18 protein-coding genes are annotated in these 20253 nt (G+C 70.6%); 16 read left to right on the forward strand and 2 right to left on the reverse strand.

The genetic code is table 11. The features are described 5' to 3' along the window. Window positions 1-109: 109 nt before the first annotated feature. A complete protein-coding gene (gene ftsY, locus ACFY0P_RS36540; protein WP_388923274.1) occupies window positions 110-1312 on the forward strand; it encodes a signal recognition particle-docking protein FtsY in 1203 nt (400 codons plus the stop codon). Between the two features lie 108 nt (window positions 1313-1420). Here the strand turns inward: ftsY and ACFY0P_RS36545 are convergent, their stop codons facing one another. Further along, the gene (locus ACFY0P_RS36545) at window positions 1421-2077 is read right to left on the reverse strand and encodes a bifunctional DNA primase/polymerase (RefSeq protein ID WP_388923277.1); all 657 of its coding nucleotides are present in this window, start codon (window positions 2075-2077) and stop codon (window positions 1421-1423) included. A gap of 457 nt (window positions 2078-2534) precedes the next feature. Between ACFY0P_RS36545 and ACFY0P_RS36550 the strand changes: the two genes are divergently transcribed. From ACFY0P_RS36550 to ftsH, 6 genes are all read left to right on the forward strand, one after another. Then, window positions 2535-4019, forward strand: a complete 1485-nt coding sequence (locus ACFY0P_RS36550) for a hypothetical protein (RefSeq protein ID WP_388923280.1) — start codon at window positions 2535-2537, stop codon at window positions 4017-4019. Between the two features lie 332 nt (window positions 4020-4351). Then, window positions 4352-5692: an ammonium transporter gene (locus ACFY0P_RS36555; RefSeq protein ID WP_388923282.1), complete on the forward strand. Its 1341-nt coding sequence runs from the start codon at window positions 4352-4354 to the stop codon at window positions 5690-5692. After that, complete coding sequence (locus tag ACFY0P_RS36560; protein ID WP_093498850.1) at window positions 5689-6027, forward strand: P-II family nitrogen regulator; 339 nt, start codon at window positions 5689-5691, stop codon at window positions 6025-6027. The genes ACFY0P_RS36555 and ACFY0P_RS36560 overlap by 4 nt, the downstream gene beginning before the upstream one ends. Before the next feature lie 35 nt (window positions 6028-6062). Further along, window positions 6063-8519 (forward strand): [protein-PII] uridylyltransferase, encoded by a 2457-nt coding sequence (locus ACFY0P_RS36565; RefSeq protein WP_388923284.1) that lies wholly within the window; start codon window positions 6063-6065, stop codon window positions 8517-8519. A 93-nt stretch (window positions 8520-8612) separates the two neighbouring features. Further along, complete coding sequence (gene ffh, locus ACFY0P_RS36570) at window positions 8613-10160, forward strand: signal recognition particle protein (RefSeq protein ID WP_388923287.1); 1548 nt, start codon at window positions 8613-8615, stop codon at window positions 10158-10160. A 49-nt stretch (window positions 10161-10209) separates the two neighbouring features. Then, complete coding sequence (gene ftsH / locus ACFY0P_RS36575) at window positions 10210-12153, forward strand: ATP-dependent zinc metalloprotease FtsH (protein WP_388923290.1); 1944 nt, start codon at window positions 10210-10212, stop codon at window positions 12151-12153. A gap of 129 nt (window positions 12154-12282) precedes the next feature. Here ftsH and ACFY0P_RS36580 read toward each other — a convergent pair whose 3' ends face one another. Then, window positions 12283-13143, reverse strand: a complete 861-nt coding sequence (locus ACFY0P_RS36580; RefSeq protein WP_388923293.1) for a class I SAM-dependent methyltransferase — start codon at window positions 13141-13143, stop codon at window positions 12283-12285. A 586-nt stretch (window positions 13144-13729) separates the two neighbouring features. On the opposite strand from ACFY0P_RS36580, the gene ACFY0P_RS36585 reads away from it, so the two are divergent. From ACFY0P_RS36585 to lepB (ACFY0P_RS36625), 9 genes are all read left to right on the forward strand, one after another. Beyond that, the gene (locus ACFY0P_RS36585) at window positions 13730-14326 is read left to right on the forward strand and encodes a hypothetical protein (RefSeq protein ID WP_093498845.1); all 597 of its coding nucleotides are present in this window, start codon (window positions 13730-13732) and stop codon (window positions 14324-14326) included. 384 nt (window positions 14327-14710) lie between these two features. Then, window positions 14711-15130 carry a 30S ribosomal protein S16 gene (gene rpsP, locus ACFY0P_RS36590; protein WP_352363426.1) on the forward strand — a complete coding sequence of 140 codons (420 nt, stop codon included), beginning with the start codon at window positions 14711-14713 and terminating at the stop codon, window positions 15128-15130. 5 nt (window positions 15131-15135) lie between these two features. Next, entirely contained in the window at window positions 15136-15375 is a 240-nt protein-coding gene (locus ACFY0P_RS36595; RefSeq protein WP_003973401.1) for an RNA-binding protein, read from the forward strand. 100 nt (window positions 15376-15475) lie between these two features. Beyond that, window positions 15476-16021, forward strand: a complete 546-nt coding sequence (rimM, locus tag ACFY0P_RS36600; protein WP_388923296.1) for a ribosome maturation factor RimM — start codon at window positions 15476-15478, stop codon at window positions 16019-16021. Further along, a complete protein-coding gene (trmD, locus tag ACFY0P_RS36605) occupies window positions 16018-16851 on the forward strand; it encodes a tRNA (guanosine(37)-N1)-methyltransferase TrmD (protein WP_388923299.1) in 834 nt (277 codons plus the stop codon). The genes rimM and trmD overlap by 4 nt, the downstream gene beginning before the upstream one ends. A gap of 136 nt (window positions 16852-16987) precedes the next feature. Then, window positions 16988-17338: a 50S ribosomal protein L19 gene (gene rplS, locus ACFY0P_RS36610; RefSeq protein ID WP_093498841.1), complete on the forward strand. Its 351-nt coding sequence runs from the start codon at window positions 16988-16990 to the stop codon at window positions 17336-17338. Window positions 17339-17421: 83 nt separating this feature from the next. Next, window positions 17422-18129 carry a signal peptidase I gene (gene lepB, locus ACFY0P_RS36615; RefSeq protein ID WP_388923303.1) on the forward strand — a complete coding sequence of 236 codons (708 nt, stop codon included), beginning with the start codon at window positions 17422-17424 and terminating at the stop codon, window positions 18127-18129. After that, a complete protein-coding gene (gene lepB / locus ACFY0P_RS36620; protein ID WP_388923306.1) occupies window positions 18122-19267 on the forward strand; it encodes a signal peptidase I in 1146 nt (381 codons plus the stop codon). The genes lepB (ACFY0P_RS36615) and lepB (ACFY0P_RS36620) overlap by 8 nt, the downstream gene beginning before the upstream one ends. Beyond that, window positions 19167-20129, forward strand: a complete 963-nt coding sequence (gene lepB, locus ACFY0P_RS36625) for a signal peptidase I (RefSeq protein ID WP_388923309.1) — start codon at window positions 19167-19169, stop codon at window positions 20127-20129. The genes lepB (ACFY0P_RS36620) and lepB (ACFY0P_RS36625) overlap by 101 nt, the downstream gene beginning before the upstream one ends. Window positions 20130-20253 lie beyond the last annotated feature (124 nt).

Genomic DNA, 20253 nt, shown 5'->3' on the forward strand with positions numbered 1-20253 from the left:
ATTGGTCGAATGCCCTCAAAACCGGCATCCGGATTCGGGGGATCATCCAGAAACTCCCGCGCGAGGGAGCAAAGTCGGCCGTGGGGGAGGGATGGATACTGGACGCGTTATGGAAACCGTCATCCTTGCTGTAGTCATCGCCGTGGTCGTGCTCGGTGCGCTCGGCGGGCTCGTCGTCGGCAGCCGGCGCAAGAAGTCGCTGCCCCCGCCGCCCCCCGCCGCGCCCGACATCACCGCGCCCCCGGCCGAGCCGCACGTCGGCGACGAGGCCGAGACGCCGCGCGACGAACCGCGCCGGACGATAGAGGAGGTCGACCTTCCCGACGGCTCGGCTCCCGTCGCCGTCGAAGAGCCCCCCGCGGTCGAAGCGCCCGAGATCGAGATCCCCGAGCCCACCGCCGGCCGGCTGGTCCGGCTGCGCGCCCGGCTCTCCCGATCGCAGACCGCCCTCGGCAAGGGGCTGCTCACGCTGCTCTCGCGCGAGCACCTCGACGACGAGACATGGGAGGAGATCGAGGACACCCTGCTCACCGCCGACGTCGGCGTACAGCCCACCACCGAGCTGGTCGACCGGCTCCGCGAGCGCGTCCGGGTGCTCGGCACCCGCACCCCCGACGAACTGCGCGGCCTGCTGCGTGAGGAGCTGCTCAAGCTGGTCGGCACCGACGTCGACCGCGTGGTGAAGACCGAGCCCGCCGACCGCAAGCCGGGCATCGTGATGGTCGTCGGCGTCAACGGCACCGGCAAGACCACCACCACCGGCAAGCTCGCGCGCGTCCTCGTGGCCGACGGCCGTACGGTCGTGCTCGGCGCCGCCGACACCTTCCGGGCCGCCGCCGCGGACCAGCTCCAGACCTGGGGCGAACGGGTGGGCGCCCACACCGTGCGCGGGCCGGAGGCCGGTGACCCCGCCTCCGTCGCCTTCGACGCGGTGAAGGAGGGCAAGGAGATGGGCGTCGACGTGGTGCTCATCGACACCGCGGGGCGGCTGCACACCAAGACCGGCCTCATGGACGAGCTGGGCAAGGTCAAGCGGGTCGTGGAGAAGCACGCCCCGCTGGACGAGGTGCTGCTCGTCCTCGACGCCACCACCGGCCAGAACGGACTCGTCCAGGCCCGGGTCTTCGCCGAGGTCGTCGACATCACCGGCATCGTCCTCACCAAGCTGGACGGCACCGCCAAGGGCGGCATCGTGATCGCGGTCCAGCGCGAACTGGGCGTCCCCGTCAAACTCATCGGCCTCGGTGAGGGCGCGGACGACCTGGCGCCGTTCGAGCCGGAGGCGTTCGTGGATGCTCTTATCGGTGACTGAACCAAGGGGGGTAAATTTACCCGCCCCGAGATCGCGGAGAAGCGCCCGATCCCCAAGGCACGGCCGGGGACGGGCGCTTCGGCGTAGGGGCCGCTCGGGCCCCTGCGGCTACGCCCGCGACCGGTGGGCCACGTACGCCAGCGTCCCCAGCAGCAGCCTCGCCGCCGGCGGCCTGGTCGCCGAGTCCAGGGCCGGCGGGCGCAGCCAGCGCACCGGGCCCAGGCCGCCCCGGTCGGACGGCGGGGCGGTGATGTACGTGCCCGTGCCGAGGCCGCGCAGGTCCAGGGAGGTCGGGTCGTCCCAGCCCATGCGGTAGAGCAGCTCGGGGAGTTCGGCGGTGGCGCCGGGGGCGACGAGGAAGTGGGCGCGGCCGTCCGGGGTGGCGGTGACCGGGCCGAGCGGGAGGCCCATGCGCTCCAGGCGGACCAGGGCGCGGCGCCCGGCGGGTTCGGCGACCTCGATCACGTCGAACGCACGGCCGACCGGCAGCATCACCGCCGCGCCCGGGAACTCGCCCCAGGCCTTGGTGACCTCGTCGAGTGTGGCGCCCGCGGACACCTGGGGCGCGAAGTCCAGCGGATGCGCTCCCGGTGCGGGGCAGTCGGCGTGCCCGCAGGAGCACGCGCCGGCCGCGGCCCGGGCGCCGGGCACCACGTCCCAGCCCCACAGTCCGGTGAACTCGGCGACGGCGGTGCAGTCCGATGAACGACCGCGCCGGCGTGTGCCGGAGCGGATCTCGCGAATGCCGCCGATCGTGAAGCCCATGCCCCCTCCAACGGGTCCGGCGCGCCGGTGGTTACGACACGGAACGAGACGGAAACGGAACGTGACGCTACGGCTCCGCCTTCCCTTTGGCCCGCAAGGTCATGGCAGCGCTCTGAAGCTTCCCGGGTGGTGCACCTCGGGATGTGCGCCCCTGAGTGCACCGCTCCGCCTACTCCCGGCCGTCCTATGTCAAGTGAATCGCGCCAAGGGCATCGTGAGTTCATTCGAAGGGGTGGCGAATGGTGGCGTTTCCGGGATCGCCGTGGCTGGAGCAGTGATCGTAGGATTACTTTGAGTGCACGAGGCCTGGGGGCACTTGCACTCGTGGGTATGCCGGAGGCAACTCGGTATCCCGTTCGAAGGGTGAGAACTACCGGACGGGCGGCCGTATTTACCGGCATTCTGATAGGGCTTGGCGCATCCGGCATCAAGTGGTCTCAGGGATGGGGGCGTTCCAGTGGGCGGCAACGGCGGAAGCGGGGCGACCGCGACCAGCACCGACAAGCGCCCCAACGAGCTGCTCAACTCGTGGTTCGTGCGCAGCGGCTGGTCGAAGGGCGAGCTGGCGCGGCAAGTGAACCGCAGAGCACGCCAGTTGGGCGCCAACCACATCTCCACGGACACGTCCAGGGTGCGCCGCTGGCTCGACGGGGAGAACCCGCGCGAGCCGATCCCCCGGATCCTCTCCGAGCTCTTCTCCGAGCGCTTCGGCTGTGTCGTCTCCGTCGAGGACCTCGGTCTGCGGGCCGCCCGCCAGTCACCCTCCGCGACCGGCGTCGACCTGCCCTGGACGGGCCCGCAGACGGTGGCCCTGCTCAGCGAGTTCTCGCGCAGCGACCTGATGCTGGCGCGGCGCGGCTTCCTCGGAACCTCGCTGGCGCTGTCTGCGGGCCCGTCCCTCATCGAGCCCATGCAGCGCTGGCTGGTCCCCTCGCCGGGCGGTCCGCAGCAGGACCCCGAGCCGGCCGTCGACCCCCGCCGCCCCGGCCGCATCTCCAAGCCCGAGCTGGCCCTCCTGGAGTCCACCACGGAGATGTTCCGCCAGTGGGACGCCCAGTGCGGCGGCGGCCTGCGCCGCAAGGCGGTCGTCGGCCAGCTGCACGAGGTCACCGACCTCCTCCAGGAACCCCAGCCCGAGGCCACCGCCCGCAAGCTCTTCAAGGTCGCGGCCGAACTCGCCGAGCTGGCCGGCTGGATGTCCTACGACGTCGGCCTGCAGCCCACCGCCCAGAAGTACTTCGTGCTCGCCCTGCACGCGGCCAAGGAGGCCGGCGACAAGCCGCTCGGCTCGTACATCCTCTCCAGCATGAGCCGCCAGATGATCCACCTCGGCCGGCCCGACGACGCCCTGGAGCTGATCCACCTCGCCCAGTACGGCAGCCGGGACTGCGCGAGCCCGCGCACCCAGTCGATGCTGTATGCGATGGAGGCCCGTGCCTACGCCAACATGGGCCAGCCCGGCAAGTGCAAGCGGGCGGTCCGGATGGCCGAGGACACCTTCGCCGAGGCCGGCGAGTGGGACGAGCCGGACCCCGACTGGATCCGCTTCTTCTCCGAGGCCGAGCTCTACGGCGAGAACAGCCACTCCTTCCGCGACCTCGCCTATGTCGCAGGCCGCAGCCCCACCTACGCCTCGCTGGCCGAGCCGCTGATGCAGAAGGCGGTGGAGCTGTTCGCCAAGGACACCGAGCACCAGCGGTCGTACGCGCTCAACCTCATCGGCATGGCCACCGTGCACCTGCTGCGCGGCGAGCCCGAGCAGAGCACGGTTCTGGCCTCCGAGGCCATGGGCATCGCCAAGAAGGTGCGCTCCGAGCGGGTGAACACTCGTATCCGAAAGACGGTCGACTCGGCCGTCCGCGACCACGGCGACCTCGCGGCCGTCGTCGACCTCACCGAACAGCTCGCCGTCGACCTCCCGGAGACCGCCGAGGCGGTCTGAACCCCGGCACTTCCCAGACCCCGGCCGCGGCCGGCCCTCCCGAACTGCCCGACTCGGCTCCCCCACGCCAGGTCATCGGAAGGCCGTCCGCGGCCGGTTCCTTTCCCCCCGAGAGAAGGTTGCGCCACGATAACGATCCCGCAGCGGGACATCTCGCAATTCATCTACCCGTAACACGCCAGGCGCCTTCGTCACTCCGGCGAAACAACGAGGGGCAACGACCGAAACCGCGCTGCGCCAATCTCATGGCGCATAACCGGCCCACCCCCCGCTTGACCGGATCGCTCACGCTCCGACCCGCACGGGGCCGTACAACCGACGAGGAGACGCCGATGGCACCAGCCGCCATCACGCTTGCCGCGGAGGCACCCAAGCTGTCCTCCGCGAACACAGGCTTCATGCTCATCTGCTCCGCCCTGGTGCTGCTCATGACGCCGGGTCTCGCCTTCTTCTACGGCGGCATGGTCCGCGTCAAGAGCACGCTGAACATGCTGATGATGAGCTTCGTCAGCATCGGGATCGTCACCATCCTGTGGGTGCTCTACGGCTTCTCCCTGGCCTTCGGCACCAAGAACGGCTTCATCGGCTTCGACTCCCACTGGCTGGGCATGAGCAACGTCGGGCTGACGGAGCTCTGGCCCGGCTACACCATCCCGGTGTTCGTCTTCATGGTCTTCCAGATGATGTTCGCGGTCATCACCCCGGCCCTGATAAGCGGTGCCATCGCGGACCGTGTGAAGTTCTCGGCCTGGGCGCTCTTCGTCGCCCTGTGGCTGACGATCGTCTACGTCCCGGTCGCCCACTGGGTCTGGGGCGCCGACGGCTGGGCCTACAAGCTCGGCGTGATCGACTTCGCCGGTGGTACCGCGGTCCACATCAACGCCGGTGCCGGCGCCCTCGGCGTCATCCTGGTCATCGGCAAGCGCGTCGGCTTCAAGAAGGACCCGATGCGCCCGCACAGCCTCCCGCTGGTCATGCTCGGCGCCGGTCTGCTGTGGTTCGGCTGGTTCGGCTTCAACGCCGGCTCCTGGCTCGGCAACGACGACGGCGTCGGCGCGCTGATGTTCGTCAACACGCAGGTCGCCACCGCCGCCGCCATGCTCGCCTGGCTCGCCTACGAGAAGATCCGGCACGGCGCGTTCACCACCCTGGGCGCCGCCTCCGGCGCGGTCGCCGGTCTGGTCGCGATCACCCCGTCCGGTGGTGCGATCTCCCCGCTCGGCGCGATCGCCGTCGGCGCCATCGCCGGTGTCGCCTGCGCCGCGGCCGTTGGCCTGAAGTTCAAGTTCGGCTACGACGACTCCCTCGACGTGGTCGGCGTCCACATGGTCGGCGGCATCATCGGCTCCCTGCTCATCGGCTTCTTCGCCACCGGCAAGGGCCAGTCCACCGCGACCGGCGTCTTCTACGGCGACCACTCCTTCACCCAGCTGTGGAAGCAGTTCGCCGGTGTCGGCGCGGTCCTCGGCTACTCCCTGGTCGCCTCCGCGGTCCTCGCCTTCCTCCTCGACAAGACCCTCGGCATGCGGGTCAGCGAGGACGAGGAGGTGTCCGGCATCGACCAGGCCGAGCACGCCGAGACTGCATACGACTTCAGCGGCACGGGCGGCGGTGTCATCGGCTCGGTCTCCGCCGCGGCCCTGGCCGGCACCAGCAAGAAGGTGGACGCATGAAGCTCATCACCGCCGTCGTGAAGCCCCACCGGCTCGACGAGATCAAGGAGGCCCTCCAGGCCTTCGGCGTCCACGGCCTCACGGTCACCGAGGCCAGCGGCTACGGTCGGCAGCGCGGCCACACCGAGGTCTACCGTGGTGCGGAGTACACGGTCGACCTGGTGCCCAAGATCCGTATCGAGGTGCTGGCCGAGGACGAGGACGCCGAGCAGCTGATCGACGTCATCGTCAAGGCCGCCCGCACCGGCAAGATCGGTGACGGCAAGGTCTGGTCGCTCCCGGTCGAGACCGCCGTACGGGTCCGCACCGGCGAGCGCGGACCGGACGCGCTGTAGAACAGAACCATCTGAATACAGGCAGGAGTCGCTGGGTGACGGGTACGGAAGTTCGGAACGACGCGGAGAACACGGGACCCAGCGGCTACGCGGCGGCCCGGCTGCGCCTCCTCACCGAGGGGGCGCGGTCCGGGCCGCCGCGCCGTACCGCCCTCGCCGAGCTGACCGACGAATGGCTGACCGGGCTGTTCGCGGCGGCCACGGAGGGCATCAGGGGCGGCGTCTCCCTGGTCGCCGTGGGCGGCTACGGCCGCAGCGAACTCTCCCCGCGCAGCGACCTCGACCTCCTGCTGCTCCACGACGGCGCCGACTCCGGCACGGTGGCCGCCGTCGCCGACCGGCTCTGGTACCCCGTCTGGGACCTGGGCCTGGCCCTCGACCACTCCGTACGCACCCCCGCCGAGGCCCGCAAGACCGCCGGCGAGGACCTCAAGGTCCAGCTCGGCCTCCTCGACGCCCGCCACATCGCCGGCGACCTCGGCCTCACCTCAGGACTGCGCACCGCGATCCTCGCCGACTGGCGCAACCAGGCGCCCAAACGCCTCCCCGAACTCCAGGAACTCTGCGCCGAGCGCGCCGAACGCCAGGGCGAGCTCCAGTACCTCCTCGAGCCGGATCTGAAGGAGGCCCGCGGCGGCCTCCGCGACGCCACCGCCCTGCGCGCCGTCGCCGCCTCCTGGCTGGCCGACGCCCCGCGCGAGGGCCTCGCCGACGCCCGCAGGCGCCTCCTCGACGTCCGCGACGCCCTGCACCTGACCACAGGGCGCGCCACCGACCGCCTCGCGCTCCAGGAGCAGGACCAGGTCGCCGCCGAACTGGACCTCCTCGACGCCGACACCCTGCTGCGCCAGGTCTACGAGGCCGCGCGCGTCATCTCGTACGCCAGTGACGTCACCTGGCGTGAGGTGGGGCGGGTGCTGCGCTCGCGCGCCGTCCGGCCCCGGCTGCGCGCCATGCTGGGCGGCGGCAAGCCGGTCGCCGAGCGCTCCCCGCTCGCCGAAGGGGTGGTGGAGCAGGACGGCGAGGTGGTGCTCGCCCGCGCCGCACGCCCCGAACGCGACCCCGTGCTCCCGCTGCGCGCCGCGGCCGCCGCCGCCCAGGCCGGCCTGCCGCTCTCCCTGCACGCCGTACGGCACCTGGCCGCCACCGCACGCCCGCTGCCCACGCCCTGGCCCGCCGAGGCCCGCGAGCAGCTGGTCACCCTGCTCGGCTCCGGCCGCCCCACCGTCGAGGTCTGGGAGGCGCTCGAGGCCGAGGGCCTGATCACCCGCCTCCTGCCCGACTGGGAGCGGGTCCGCTGCCGGCCGCAGCGCAACGCCGTGCACATCTGGACCGTCGACCGGCACCTCATCGAGACCGCCGTCCGCGCCTCCGAGTTCACCCGCCGCGTCCACCGCCCCGACCTGCTCCTGGTCGCCGCCCTGCTGCACGACATCGGCAAGGGCTGGCCCGGCGACCACTCCGTGGCCGGCGAGATCATCGTCAAGGACGTGGCGGCCAGGATCGGCTTCGACCGCGCCGAGGTGGCGGTCCTGTCGACCCTCGTCCGCCACCACCTCCTCCTCATCGAGACCGCCACCCGGCGCGACCTGGAGGACCCGGCCACCGTCCGGCTGGTCGCCGACGCCGTCGGCACCCAGGGCACCCTCGAGCTGCTGCACGCCCTCACCGAGGCCGACGCGCTGGCCACCGGCCCGGCGGCCTGGTCCTCCTGGCGCGGCTCGCTCGTCGCCGACCTGGTGAAACGGGTCTCGGCCGTCCTCGCCGGGGACGCCGACGACGAGCCCGAACCGGGCGCGCCCACGGCCGAACAGGAGCGGCTGGCCATCGAGGCCTTCCGCACCGGCGCCCCGGTCCTGGCCCTGCGCGCCCAGACCGAGCCCGCCGCCACCGACGAGGAACCCCCCGGCGACCCCGAACCGCTCGGCGTCGAGCTGCTCATCGCCGTACCGGACCAGCCGGGCGTGCTCCCGGCCGTCTCCGGCGTGCTGGCCGTGCACCGCCTGACGGTCCGCACGGCCGAGCTGCGCACCCTCCGGCTCCCGGACGACGTCGACGACGGCACGGTCCTGCTGCTCGACTGGCGGGTCGCGGCCGAGTACGGCTCCCTGCCGCAGGCCGCCCGCCTGCGGGCCGATCTCGTACGGGCGCTGGACGGCTCCCTGGACATCGCCGGCCGCCTCGCGGAGCGGGACGCCGCCTACCCGAGGCGCCGGGGCTGGGTGGCCCCGCCGCCGCGCGTGACGGTGGCCTCCGCGGCCTCCCGGCACGCCACGGTGTTCGAGGTACGGGCCCAGGACGCACCGGGACTGCTGTTCCGGATCGGACGGGCGCTGGAGGACGCCGAGGTGCGGGTACGCAGCGCGCATGTCAGCACGCTCGGGTCCAACGCCGTCGACGCCTTCTACGTGACCGGCACCGACCACTCGCCGCTGCCCGCGGAGGAGGCGGCCTCCGTGGCGCGCAAGCTGGAGGAGACACTGAGGGGCTGATCGCACGGTCGTGCAAGGCGGGGACCACTTCCTTGCGCGGCCGGATACCCTGGAAGACGCTCACTGCCCCCGACTCCGAGGACCGACGCCGCCGTGTTCGACACTCTCTCCGATCGCCTTTCAGCGACCTTCAAGAATCTGCGCGGCAAAGGGCGTCTGAGCGAAGCGGACATCGACGCCACGGCCCGGGAGATCCGCATCGCGCTCCTCGAGGCCGACGTGGCCCTCCCGGTCGTCCGCACGTTCATCAAGAACGTCAAGGAGCGCTCGCTCGGCGCCGAGGTCTCCAAGGCGCTCAACCCGGCCCAGCAGGTCCTGAAGATCGTCAACGACGAGCTGGTCACGATCCTCGGCGGCGAGACGCGCCGGCTGCGGTTCGCCAAGCAACCGCCCACCGTGATCATGCTGGCCGGTCTCCAGGGCGCCGGTAAGACCACCCTCGCGGGCAAGCTCGCCCACTGGCTCAAGGAGCAGGGTCACTCCCCGCTGCTCGTCGCCGCCGACCTCCAGCGCCCCAACGCCGTCAACCAGCTGAGCGTGGTCGCCGAGCGCGCCGGTGTCGCCGTCTACGCGCCCGAGCCGGGCAACGGCGTCGGCGACCCGGTCAAGGTCGCCAAGGACTCCATCGACTTCGCGAAGTCCAAGGTCCACGACATCGTGATCGTGGACACCGCCGGCCGGCTCGGCATCGACCAGGAGCTGATGCAGCAGGCGGCCGACATCCGGGACGCCGTCTCGCCCGACGAGATCCTCTTCGTCGTCGACGCCATGATCGGCCAGGACGCCGTCACCACCGCCGAGGCCTTCCGCGACGGCGTCGGCTTCGACGGTGTCGTCCTGTCCAAGCTCGACGGTGACGCCCGCGGTGGTGCCGCGCTCTCCATCCGACAGGTCACCGGCAAGCCGATCATGTTCGCGTCGAACGGCGAGAAGCTCGACGACTTCGACGCCTTCCACCCGGACCGGATGGCCTCCCGCATCCTCGACATGGGTGACCTGCTCACCCTGATCGAGCAGGCGGAGAAGACGTTCAGCCAGGAAGAGGCCCAGAAGATGGCCTCCAAGCTGGCGTCCAAGAAGGGCCAGGACTTCACCCTGGACGACTTCCTGGCCCAGATGGAACAGGTCAGGAAGATGGGCAGCATCAGCAAGCTGCTCGGGATGCTGCCCGGCATGGGCCAGATCAAGGACCAGATCAACAACCTCGACGAGCGGGACGTCGACCGCACCGCCGCGATCATCAAGTCGATGACCCCGGCCGAGCGCCAGGAACCGACGATCATCAACGGCTCGCGCCGCGCCCGGATCGCCAAGGGTTCCGGTGTCGAGGTCAGCGCGGTGAAGAACCTGGTCGAGCGGTTCTTCGAGGCCCGCAAGATGATGTCCCGCATGGCGCAGGGCGGCGGGATGCCGGGCATGCCGGGGATCCCGGGCATGGGCGGCGGCCCCGGCCGGCAGAAGAAGCAGCCGAAGCAGGCCAAGGGCAAGCAGCGCTCCGGCAACCCGATGAAGCGCAAGCAGCAGGAGCTGGAGGAGGCCCAGCGCCGCGAGGCCGCCGCACAGGGCGGCGCCTTCGGGCTCCCGCAGCAGGGCGCCCAGGACTTCGAGCTTCCGGACGAGTTCAAGAAGTTCATGGGCTGAGTTCACCTGAGCGGGTGCCAGGGGTTGGTCCGTGTCGTACGGTCCGCATATGACCAACCCCGCCCCGCCGCGCAAGTCACCCGACCAGCCCTGGCGTACCGAGGGCGCTCCCGAGGAGCCGCCCAAGCCGCCGAACGGCGGGCGGAAGATGCACGGCGGCTGGTGGCGGCTGATCGTCACCGCGCTGGTCGTGTACCTGCTGGCCAACCTGGTGCTGTCGTACTTCGACCAGGCGAACGAGCCGACGATCTCGTACACCGAGTTCAGCAAGCAGGTGAACGACGGCAACGTCGAGAAGATCTACGCCAAGGGCGACTCGATCCAGGGCCAGCTCAAGAAGGAGCAGAAGAACCCCGAGGGCGGCGGGAACTACACCAAGTTCAACACCGAGCGCCCCTCCTTCGCCGGCGACGACCTCTGGACCAGCCTGACCAGGCACGACGTGACGGTCACCGCCGCCCCGGTCGTCCAGCACCGCAGTTTTCTCGCCAATCTGCTGATCTCGCTGGCGCCGATCATCATCCTCGTCGCGGTGTGGGTCTTCATCGCCCGCCGGATGAGCGCGGGCCTCGGCGGCGCGGGCGGCATGCTGGGCCGCAAGGCGCCGCCCAAGCCGGTCGAACTGGAGCCCGGACAGCAGCGGACCACCTTCGAGGACGTGGCCGGCATCGACGAGGTCGAGGGCGAGCTCAACGACGTCGTCGACTTCCTCAAGAACCCCGACGCCTACCGCAGGATGGGCGCCAAGATGCCGAGGGGCGTGCTCCTCGCCGGGCCGCCCGGCACCGGCAAGACACTGCTCGCGCGGGCCGTCGCCGGCGAGGCGGGGGTGCCGTTCTTCTCGGCCTCCGCCTCCGAGTTCATCGAGATGATCGTGGGCGTCGGCGCCTCACGCGTGCGCGAACTGTTCGCCGAGGCCCGCAAGGTCGCCCCGTCCATCATCTTCATCGACGAGATCGACACCATCGGGCGGGCGCGTGGCGGCGGCGCCTCCATGGGCGGCCACGACGAGCGCGAGCAGACCCTCAACCAGATCCTCACCGAGATGGACGGCTTCTCCGGCTCCGAGGGCGTCATCGTGATCGCGGCCACGAACCGCGCCGACGTCCTCGACCCGGCGCTCACCCGCCCCGGCCGCTTCGACCGGGTCGTCCAGGTCTCGCCCCCCGACCGCACCGGCCGCGAGGCCATCCTCCAGATCCACACCCGCCAGATCCCGCTCGCCGAGGGGGTCGACCTCGCCCAGGTCGCCCGCACCACCCCGGGCATGACCGGCGCCGAACTGGCCAATCTCGCCAACGAGGCCGCCCTGCTCGCCGTCAAGCGAAAGCAGGACAAGGTCACCCAGTCCGACCTCTCGGAAGCCCTGGAGAAGGTCCAGCTCGGCGCCGAACGGCCGTTGGTGATGCCCGAGGAGGAGCGCAGGCGGACCGCCTACCACGAGAGCGGGCACGCCCTGCTCGGCATGCTGCAGCCCGGCGCCGACCCGGTCCGCAAGATCACCATCGTGCCGCGCGGCCGCGCCCTCGGCGTCACCCTCTCCACGCCGGACGCCGACAAGTACGCGTACACCGAGGAGTACCTGCGCGGCCGGATCATCGGCGCCCTCGGCGGCATGGCGGCCGAGCAGGTCGTCTACGGCGTGATCACCACCGGTTCGGAGAGCGACCTGGAACAGGTCACCGGCATCGCGCGCGGGATGGTCTCCCGCTGGGGCATGAGCGAGGAGGTCGGCCGCCTCTCCGCCCTCCCCAGCGACGCCCAGCAGGCCTACGGCCTCGCCGCCGCACCCCAGACCCTCGACGTGATCGACACCGAGATGCGCCGCATCGTCGACGAGTGCTACGACGAGGCCCGCCGCAAACTCCAGGACCACCGGAGCCAGCTGGACGCCCTGGCCCAGGCCCTCCTGGAGAACGAGACCCTGGAGGAGGCGGACGCGTACCGCATCGCGGGGATCACCCGACTGACCAAGGACCTGGACGAGGTCTGACCGTGTGAGCGTCCCGGTTTCGAGCGCCCCAAAGGGGCGCTGGGGGTACCCCCGGCCGAAGGCTGGGGGAGGAACTGCGCGACCAGCCCCCACGGCGCCGCACCCGAGGACGGCGGCCCCCGCGAAGCGTCAGCGAACCCGCGCGATCAGGTACCGGAACACATTCGGCATCCACACCGTGCCGTCCGCACGCTGGTGCGGATGAAGCGCCTCGGCCAGCTCCTTGCCGACCTGCTCCTCGTCGGCCGCCAGGATCCCCGCATCGAACAGCCCGGTCGACAGCAGCCCCCGCACCGCGCTGTCCGCGTCGGCGTACCCGAACGGGCAGGAGACCCGCCCGGAACCGTCGATCCGCAGACCGGCCCGCTGCGCGACCTCCTCCAGATCGTCACGGCACGACGGGCGCCAGCTTCCCGCGCTCCGCAAAGGATCGGCCAACTTCGCCGCCACCCGCAGCACGGACGAGGTCGCGCAGCGCTCCGGCGGACCCCAGCCGGCCAGCACCACGGCCGCCCCGTGCTCGGCCAGCGGAATCGCCTCGGCCAGCAGGTCCCCGAGCCTTTCGGCGTCGCCGGCCAGGCAGCCGATCGGGTCGAAGGCGGTGATCAGGTTGTACGCCGGCGCCTGCGCGTCCGCCGCGTCCCGGGGCGTGCCCTCGACGATCCGGGCGGCGCGGCCACGCGCGCGTACGCCCAGGGCCGGGTCGGGCAGCAGGCGCTCACGGGCGAGGGCGAGTCGTTCGGGGGAGGAGTCGACACCGGTGACCGCGGCCCCTCTGGCCGCCGCCATCAGCAGGGCGAGACCGGAACCGCAGCGCAGGCCGAGCAGCCGGGTGGCCGGGCCCGCTTCGAGTCGCTCGTGGACGGTCTCGTAGAGCGGCACCAGCATCCGCTCCTGGATCTCGGACCAGTCACGCGCGCGTGCGCCCAGGTTCACACGGGGTGGTGAGTCCGCGTGAGACAGGTGGTGCCGCACGAGCGTAGGTGTCATAGGTAAGCGCCCCAATCCGCCGAGAGTTACGCACTGACCGATTCCGTGGCCCCCGTGCCGTGCGCCCGCACTTCCCACCTATGCCACATAACTCCGGGCTCGCGGTGGCGTCCAGAGGTCGCGGGTCCCCGCTTGTACGTGGGCTGTGACTGTGGCGAGATTTCACATCCCGGCAACTTGGGGCTCTACCATCGGACCCACGACACGGCGGTTCTGGCCATGGTCCGCGGGCACGGTGGCCGTACGGCGTCCGGGCGCCGGAGCCGGGCCGGTGCCGGATGACGACGGGCTGCGAGTAACGTCCGGACCGCCGCGCACGCTGACCGGGGTGGGACCTCGGCCACGAGAGCGACCGAAACGCCTCTTGCGCATCCGCCGGCCTCCGTCACACAGGCGTCCGCGCCGGGGGTACGCGGCGGGTCGTACGTCAGACTACGCACCGGCTTGGTACGAGCTGTGAGGCTTCTCCGCAGATCAGCGCACCCGTACTCGTCTCCACGCATCAGCGGCAACTGACGGGTACGTGCAAATTATTTGGGATGCCCCGGAATAGGAACACAGGGGCCCTCCCGCTCGTTCTCATTACGTGAGCACGACACAGACACCACCTGTTCTCGCCGCAGAGCTGGCAGAGGCGTGGGCCGACATTCAGCGGTACCACCCCGAGCTGCCGGACCTTGCCGCGCCAGAGTCCCTGATCGGGGAGTCGTCGTCCGCGTGCGGTCACGAACTCTCCTTCGAACGGCTGCTCCATGAGGCAGTCCACGGCATCGCCGCCTCCCGGGGAGTGCGCGACACCTCCCGGGCCGGCCGCTACCACAACCGCCGATTCCTCGCGATCGCCGAGGAGCTGGGCCTGGACCACCCCGACGAGCCGCATCCCAGCAGCGGCTTCTCGCTGGTCACGCTCAACCCCGAGGCGAAGCGACGCTACCGCCCGACCATCGAGAGACTGCAGCGCGCTCTCAAGGCACACACGGTGGCCACGTCCGCCGACACCTCCCGCACCTTCCGCGGCCCGGCCGCCCGCCACGGCTCCTCCGGTGGCGGCGTCCGCGTCAAGGCGGTGTGCGACTGCGGCCGCAACGTCCGGGTGGTGCCGTCGGTCCTGGCCCAGGCCCCGATCGTCTGCGGCGGCTGCGGCAAACCGTTCCGCATCCCGGAGGTCGTGGGGGCGGCATAGGCCACGGCTGCTCGTGGCAGCCGCAGCCATTGCCCCCTCCCGTATCCCCGCGGGCAGTCGTGCCTCCCCCCAGGGCCTTGAGGGCCTGGGAGGTACCCCCAGGGCGGCACGGGTGGGCGCGGGACGGCAACTTCACAGCGCCGGTCAATCGCACCCGACGGGACACCTCCACGCCGGGTGCGACTTCGGCATGCCCAGGCACCCCCACCCGACCGTCGGCCAAAAGCGACCCGCAGGGTATGGCACAATGGCTAGCTGTACTCGACAGCCGCACAGGACCCCTCTCTCCTCCGGCTGACGCGTCCATCGGGCACTCGGGTACCGCAACCCCACGCGGCAGTCTCGCCGTGCCCAACCACGTCAAATCCAGGAGAACCCACTCCCGTGGCAGTCAAGATCAAGCTGAAGCGTCTGGGCAAGATCCGTTCGCCTCACTACCGCATCGTCGTCGCCGACTCCCGCACCCGCCGTGACGGCCGTGCGATCGAGGAGATCGGCAAGTACCACCCGACCTACAACCCGTCGGTCATCGAGGTGGACGCCGACCGCGTGGCGTACTGGCTCGGCGTCGGCGCCCAGCCGACCGAGCCCGTGCTCGCCATCCTGAAGAAGACCGGCGACTGGCAGAAGTTCAAGGGCGAGGCCGCCCCGGCGCCGCTGCTCGTGGCCGCTCCGAAGGCCACGCGTCCGTCGTTCGAGGCGCTCGGCGGTGACGACGAGGGCAAGGGTGAGGCGATCACCCAGAAGAAGAAGGCTGAGAAGAAGGACGAGGCCGCGGCTGAGTCCGAGTCGACCGAGGCCTGAGCAGCATGCTCGAAGAGGCGCTTGAGCACCTCGTGAAGGGCATCGTCGACAACCCTGACGATGTGCAGGTCGCCTCGCGCAACCTGCGCCGCGGGCGCGTGCTGGAGGTCCGGGTGCACCCCGACGACCTCGGCAAGGTGATCGGCCGCAACGGCCGCACCGCGCGTGCCCTGCGCACCGTCGTGGGTGCCATCGGCGGTCGCGGAGTCCGCGTCGACCTCGTCGACGTCGACCACGTCCGCTGACGCTTATCGCAACCGGCTCGGGCCGGGGAGGGCCACTGGCCGTCCCCGGCCCGCAGTCGTATGAGCAGGTCGAGCAGGAGATGACAGGAGAACAGGCACAGTGCAGCTGGTAGTCGCACGGATCGGCCGCGCCCACGGCATCAAGGGCGAGGTCACCGTCGAGGTACGTACCGACGAGCCGGAGCTCAGGCTCGCGCCCGGCGCCGTACTCGCCACCGATCCCGGGTCGGCGGGGCCGCTCACCATCGAGACCGGCCGGGTGCACAGCGGCCGGCTGCTCCTGCGCTTCGAGGGCGTCAAGGACCGCACCGGCGCCGAGGCCCTGCGCAACACCCTCCTGATCGCCGAGATCGACCCGGAGGAGCTGCCCGAGGGCGAGGACGAGTACTACGACCACCAGCTCGTCGACCTGGACGTGGTCACCCAGGACGGCACCGAGGTCGGCCGGATCACCGAGATCTCGCACCTGCCCTCCCAGGACCTCTTCATCGTGGAGCGGCCCGACGGCAGCGAGGTGATGATCCCGTTCGTGGAAGAGATCGTCACCGAGATCGACCTCGAGGAGCAGCGGGCCGTCATCGCACCGCCGCCCGGCCTGATCGACGACCGTGCGGAGATCGACTCGTCCAGGGACGACGAAGCATGAGGCTCGACGTCGTCACGATCTTTCCCGAGTACCTCGAACCCCTGAAGGTCTCGCTGGTCGGCAAGGCACGCGCGCGTGGGCAGCTCGGCGTCCAGGTGCACGACCTGCGCGCATGGACGTACGACCGGCACAACACGGTCGACGACACGCCCTACGGCGGCGGGCCCGGCATGGTCATGAAGACCGAGCCCTGGGGCGACGCCCTCGACACCGTCCTCGCCGACGGCTACGAGACCGGCGCGCACGCCCCCGCGCTCATCGTCCCCACCCCCAGCGGCCGCCCCTTCACCCAGGAACTCGCCGTCGAACTGTCCGAGCGCCCCTGGCTGATCTTCACGCCGGCCCGCTACGAGGGCATCGACCGCCGGGTGATGGACGAGTACGTCACCCGGATGCCGGTCTACGAGGTCTCCATCGGGGACTACGTCCTCGCCGGCGGCGAGGCGGCCGTACTGGTGATCACGGAGGCCGTGGCGCGGCTGCTGCCCGGCGTGCTCGGGAACGCCGAGTCGCACCGGGACGACTCCTTCGCGCCCGGCGCCATGGCCAACCTCCTGGAGGGACCCGTCTACACCAAGCCGCCCGTCTGGCGCGGCCGGGACATCCCCGACGTGCTGCTCAGCGGCCACCACGGCAAGATCGCCCGCTGGCGCCGCGACGAGGCACTGAAGCGGACCACCGCCCACCGGCCCGACCTGATCGAGCGCTGCGACCCCAAGGCCTTCGACAAGAAGGACCGCGAGATGCTCTCCATCCTGGGCTGGGCCCCGGACCCGGAGGGCGAACCCCACGGCCGATTTTGGCGCAGGCCACAGGGCGTGGAAGAATAGCTCGCTGTTGTGCGTCCGTCCGGCGTGCGCCCCTGCCACAGGGGGACACGACGCCCGCCCCGATCCGCACGGCAAACCCCATGGAACACCTAGTTTCCGTTGATGACCTGTGGCATCAGCGAGGAAAGCAGACGAAATGTCTCACCTGCTCGACACCGTCGACTCCGCGTCGCTGCGCAGCGACGTCCCGGCCTTCCGCCCGGGTGACACCGTCAACGTCCACGTCCGCGTCATCGAGGGCAACCGCTCCCGTGTGCAGCAGTTCAAGGGCGTTGTGATCCGCCGCCAGGGCAGCGGTGTCCGCGAGACCTTCACGGTCCGCAAGGTCTCCTTCTCCGTCGGCGTCGAGCGCACCTTCCCGGTGCACACCCCGATCGTCGAGAAGATCGAGCTCGTCACCCGCGGTGACGTGCGTCGCGCCAAGCTGTACTACCTGCGCGACCTGCGCGGTAAGGCCGCGAAGATCAAGGAGAAGCGCGAGAACTGATCTCGCGTACCGGCACCCGGAAGCCGTAGGCGGACGAGCCGGTAAGAGGGAGTCTCATCGAGGCCGGATAGCATCTGGCCCCGATGGACACCGAAGCACAGCAGACGGAGCGCGACCGCTCCTCCCGCCCCGAACCAGAGGCCGTGGAGAACCGGTCGCGTTTCGCGTTGGTGGCGCGGGCCACCGAACGGGTCACCGACTGGCTGCCGGGCGGCTGGATCACCCTGACCCTCTTCGCCTGCCTGGCGTTTTTGCTCGTCCTCAACACTTTCGTGGCGCAACCATTCCAGATTCCCAGCGGATCCATGGAACAGGGATTGAGGATCGGGGACCGCGTTCTCGTAAATAAGTTGGCGTACCGTTTCGGTGCCGGGCCGCGCCGGGGAGATGTCGTGGTGTTCGACGGCTCCGGCTATTTCGGGGACGCCGACTACATCAAGCGCGTCGTCGGTGTGGGAGGAGACCACGTGGTCTGCTGCGACAAGAAGGGGAGGATCGAGGTGAACGGCCGGTCGGTCGACGAGACCGCGTTCCTCTATCCCGGGGACACCCCCTCCACCGTGCCCTTCAACGTCGACGTCCCCGACGGCACGCTCTTCGTTCTCGGCGACCACCGCGGTGACTCCAGCGACTCCCGTGACCACCTCGGCTCGCCCGGCGGCGGCATGATCCCCGTCAGCAAGGTCATCGGCCGGGCCGACTGGATCGTCTGGCCGTACGCCCACTGGACCCGTCTGTCCCGTCCCGCCGCCTACGCGCGCGTGCCGTCTGCCGGAGCGTCCCATGGGTAACCGGGGCAAACCGCGCGGCGTGCCGGTCGACGCGGCCGCCAACCTCCTGCCCACCGGGGCCCGGCGCGCCTCCGGGTCGTCCGGCGGCGGCCGGTCCCGCGCGGAGCGGCGCAAGCTGCAGCGCAAGGTCAAGCGCAAGCGCCGGCGCGGAGCGGTACGGGAGATACCGCTGCTGGTCGGCGTGGCCGTCCTGATAGCGCTCGTGCTGAAGACGTTCCTCGTCCAGGCCTTCGTGATCCCGTCGGGCTCCATGGAACAGACGATCCGGATCGGCGACCGCGTCCTGGTGGACAAGTTCACCCCCTGGTTCGGGTGGCAGCCGCACCGCGGCGACGTCGTCGTCTTCCACGACCCGGGCGGCTGGCTGAACGACGAGCAGACCACCAAGGCGAACGACCCCGTCGGGGTCAAGCAGGTCAAGGAAGGGCTCACCTTCATCGGTCTGTTGCCCTCCGCCAACGAGAAGGACCTCATCAAGCGGGTCATCGGTGTCGGCGGCGACCACGTCAAGTGCTGTGACGCGCAGGGCCGGGTGACCGTCAACGGCGTACCGCTGACCGAGGGCGACTACCTCTATCCCGGGAACGTCCCCTCCGCTCAGCCGTTCGACATCACCGTCCCGAAGGGGCGGCTGTGGGTGATGGGCGACCACCGCGGCAACTCCGCCGACTCGCGCGCGCACCAGGACACCGACTACGGCGGCACGGTGGCCGTGACCTCGGTGGTGGGCCGGGCCATGATGATCGGCTGGCCCATCGGCCACTGGACCAAGCTCGACGAACCTAAAACCTTCGCAAGCGTTTCTGACTCCGGGTCGGGGTCGACCGCGGCTCCCCGGCTGTCGCATAGGGTTGCCTCCGACGATCCGAACGGATACATCCAACTCCCGACCCCTGCGGAACTCCCGCTCGTTATGGGAGTGGTGGGCTTGCGCCGGGGATGGCGCAGGCGGCGGCACGGAGTAAGGAGTTGGCGTGGGGGATGTGGCGGTAGGCGCACGGTCGGGACACGACGGCGAGGAGCACAGCGGGCGCCCCGTGGAGAATGCCCCCTCCCCGGACGGCGCCTCGACCTCCGGGAACGGCATCGCGCCCGGTGGAGACGGCACCCCGGCGGACGGTCCGTACTCCGGCGGTGACGGCGCGGGTACGGACGGGGACCCCGGCGAATCGGCGGCGCCCGCACCGAAGAAGCCTCGCTCCTTCTGGAAGGAGCTGCCGATCCTGGTCTGTATCGCCCTGGTACTGGCGCTGCTGATCAAGACGTTCCTGGTGCAGGCGTTCTCGATCCCGTCGGACTCGATGCAGAACACCCTCCAGCAGGGTGACCGCGTCCTGGTCGACAAGCTCACGCCGTGGTTCGGCTCCGAGCCGGAGCGCGGCGAGGTCGTCGTCTTCCACGACCCGGACGACTGGCTGGCGGGTGAGCCCACCGCTCAGCCGAACGCGATCCAGACCTTCCTCAGCTGGATCGGCCTGATGCCGTCCGCCGAGGAGAGGGACCTCATCAAGCGGGTCATCGGTGTCGGCGGCGACACCGTCTCCTGCAAGAACAGCGGCCCGCTGATGGTCAACGGCAAGCCGCTGAACGAGCCTTACGTGTACCCGGGCAACACCCCGTGCAGCGTCGACGACCAGGGTGGCCAGTTCACGGTGCACGTGCCCAAGGGCTACATCTGGGTGATGGGCGACCACCGCCAGAACTCCCGGGACTCGCGCTACAACCAGTCCGACAGGCACCACGGCATGGTCCCGGTGAAGGACGTCGTCGGCCGTGCCATCGTCAAGGCCTGGCCGATCAACCGCTGGGGCACGCTGCCGATCCCGGCCACCTTCGACCAGAGCGGCATCAACACGCAGTCGTCCGCCGCGGCCTCCCTGACGGTGGCGCCGGAGGGCGGGGCCATCGCCGCCGTTCTGCCGGTCGTGGTGTGGCGCCGTCGGCGGGGCGACCGCATCGAGCGGAAGTTCGACAAGCGCGTGGCCGCGGGCAAGCGCTGACCGCGTGCCGCGCGATGTGACCGCATCCCGTGTGCGTCTGCTGACCGTCCCATGTGAAGCCCTTGGGGAGCTTGTGACCAGGGGCGCCGAAGAAGGGCTGCCTCTGCCCGGTACCGCCGGGTAG

The organism is Streptomyces sp. NPDC001714 (genome assembly GCF_042892755.1).
In the GTDB taxonomy this organism is placed as follows: domain Bacteria; phylum Actinomycetota; class Actinomycetes; order Streptomycetales; family Streptomycetaceae; genus Streptomyces.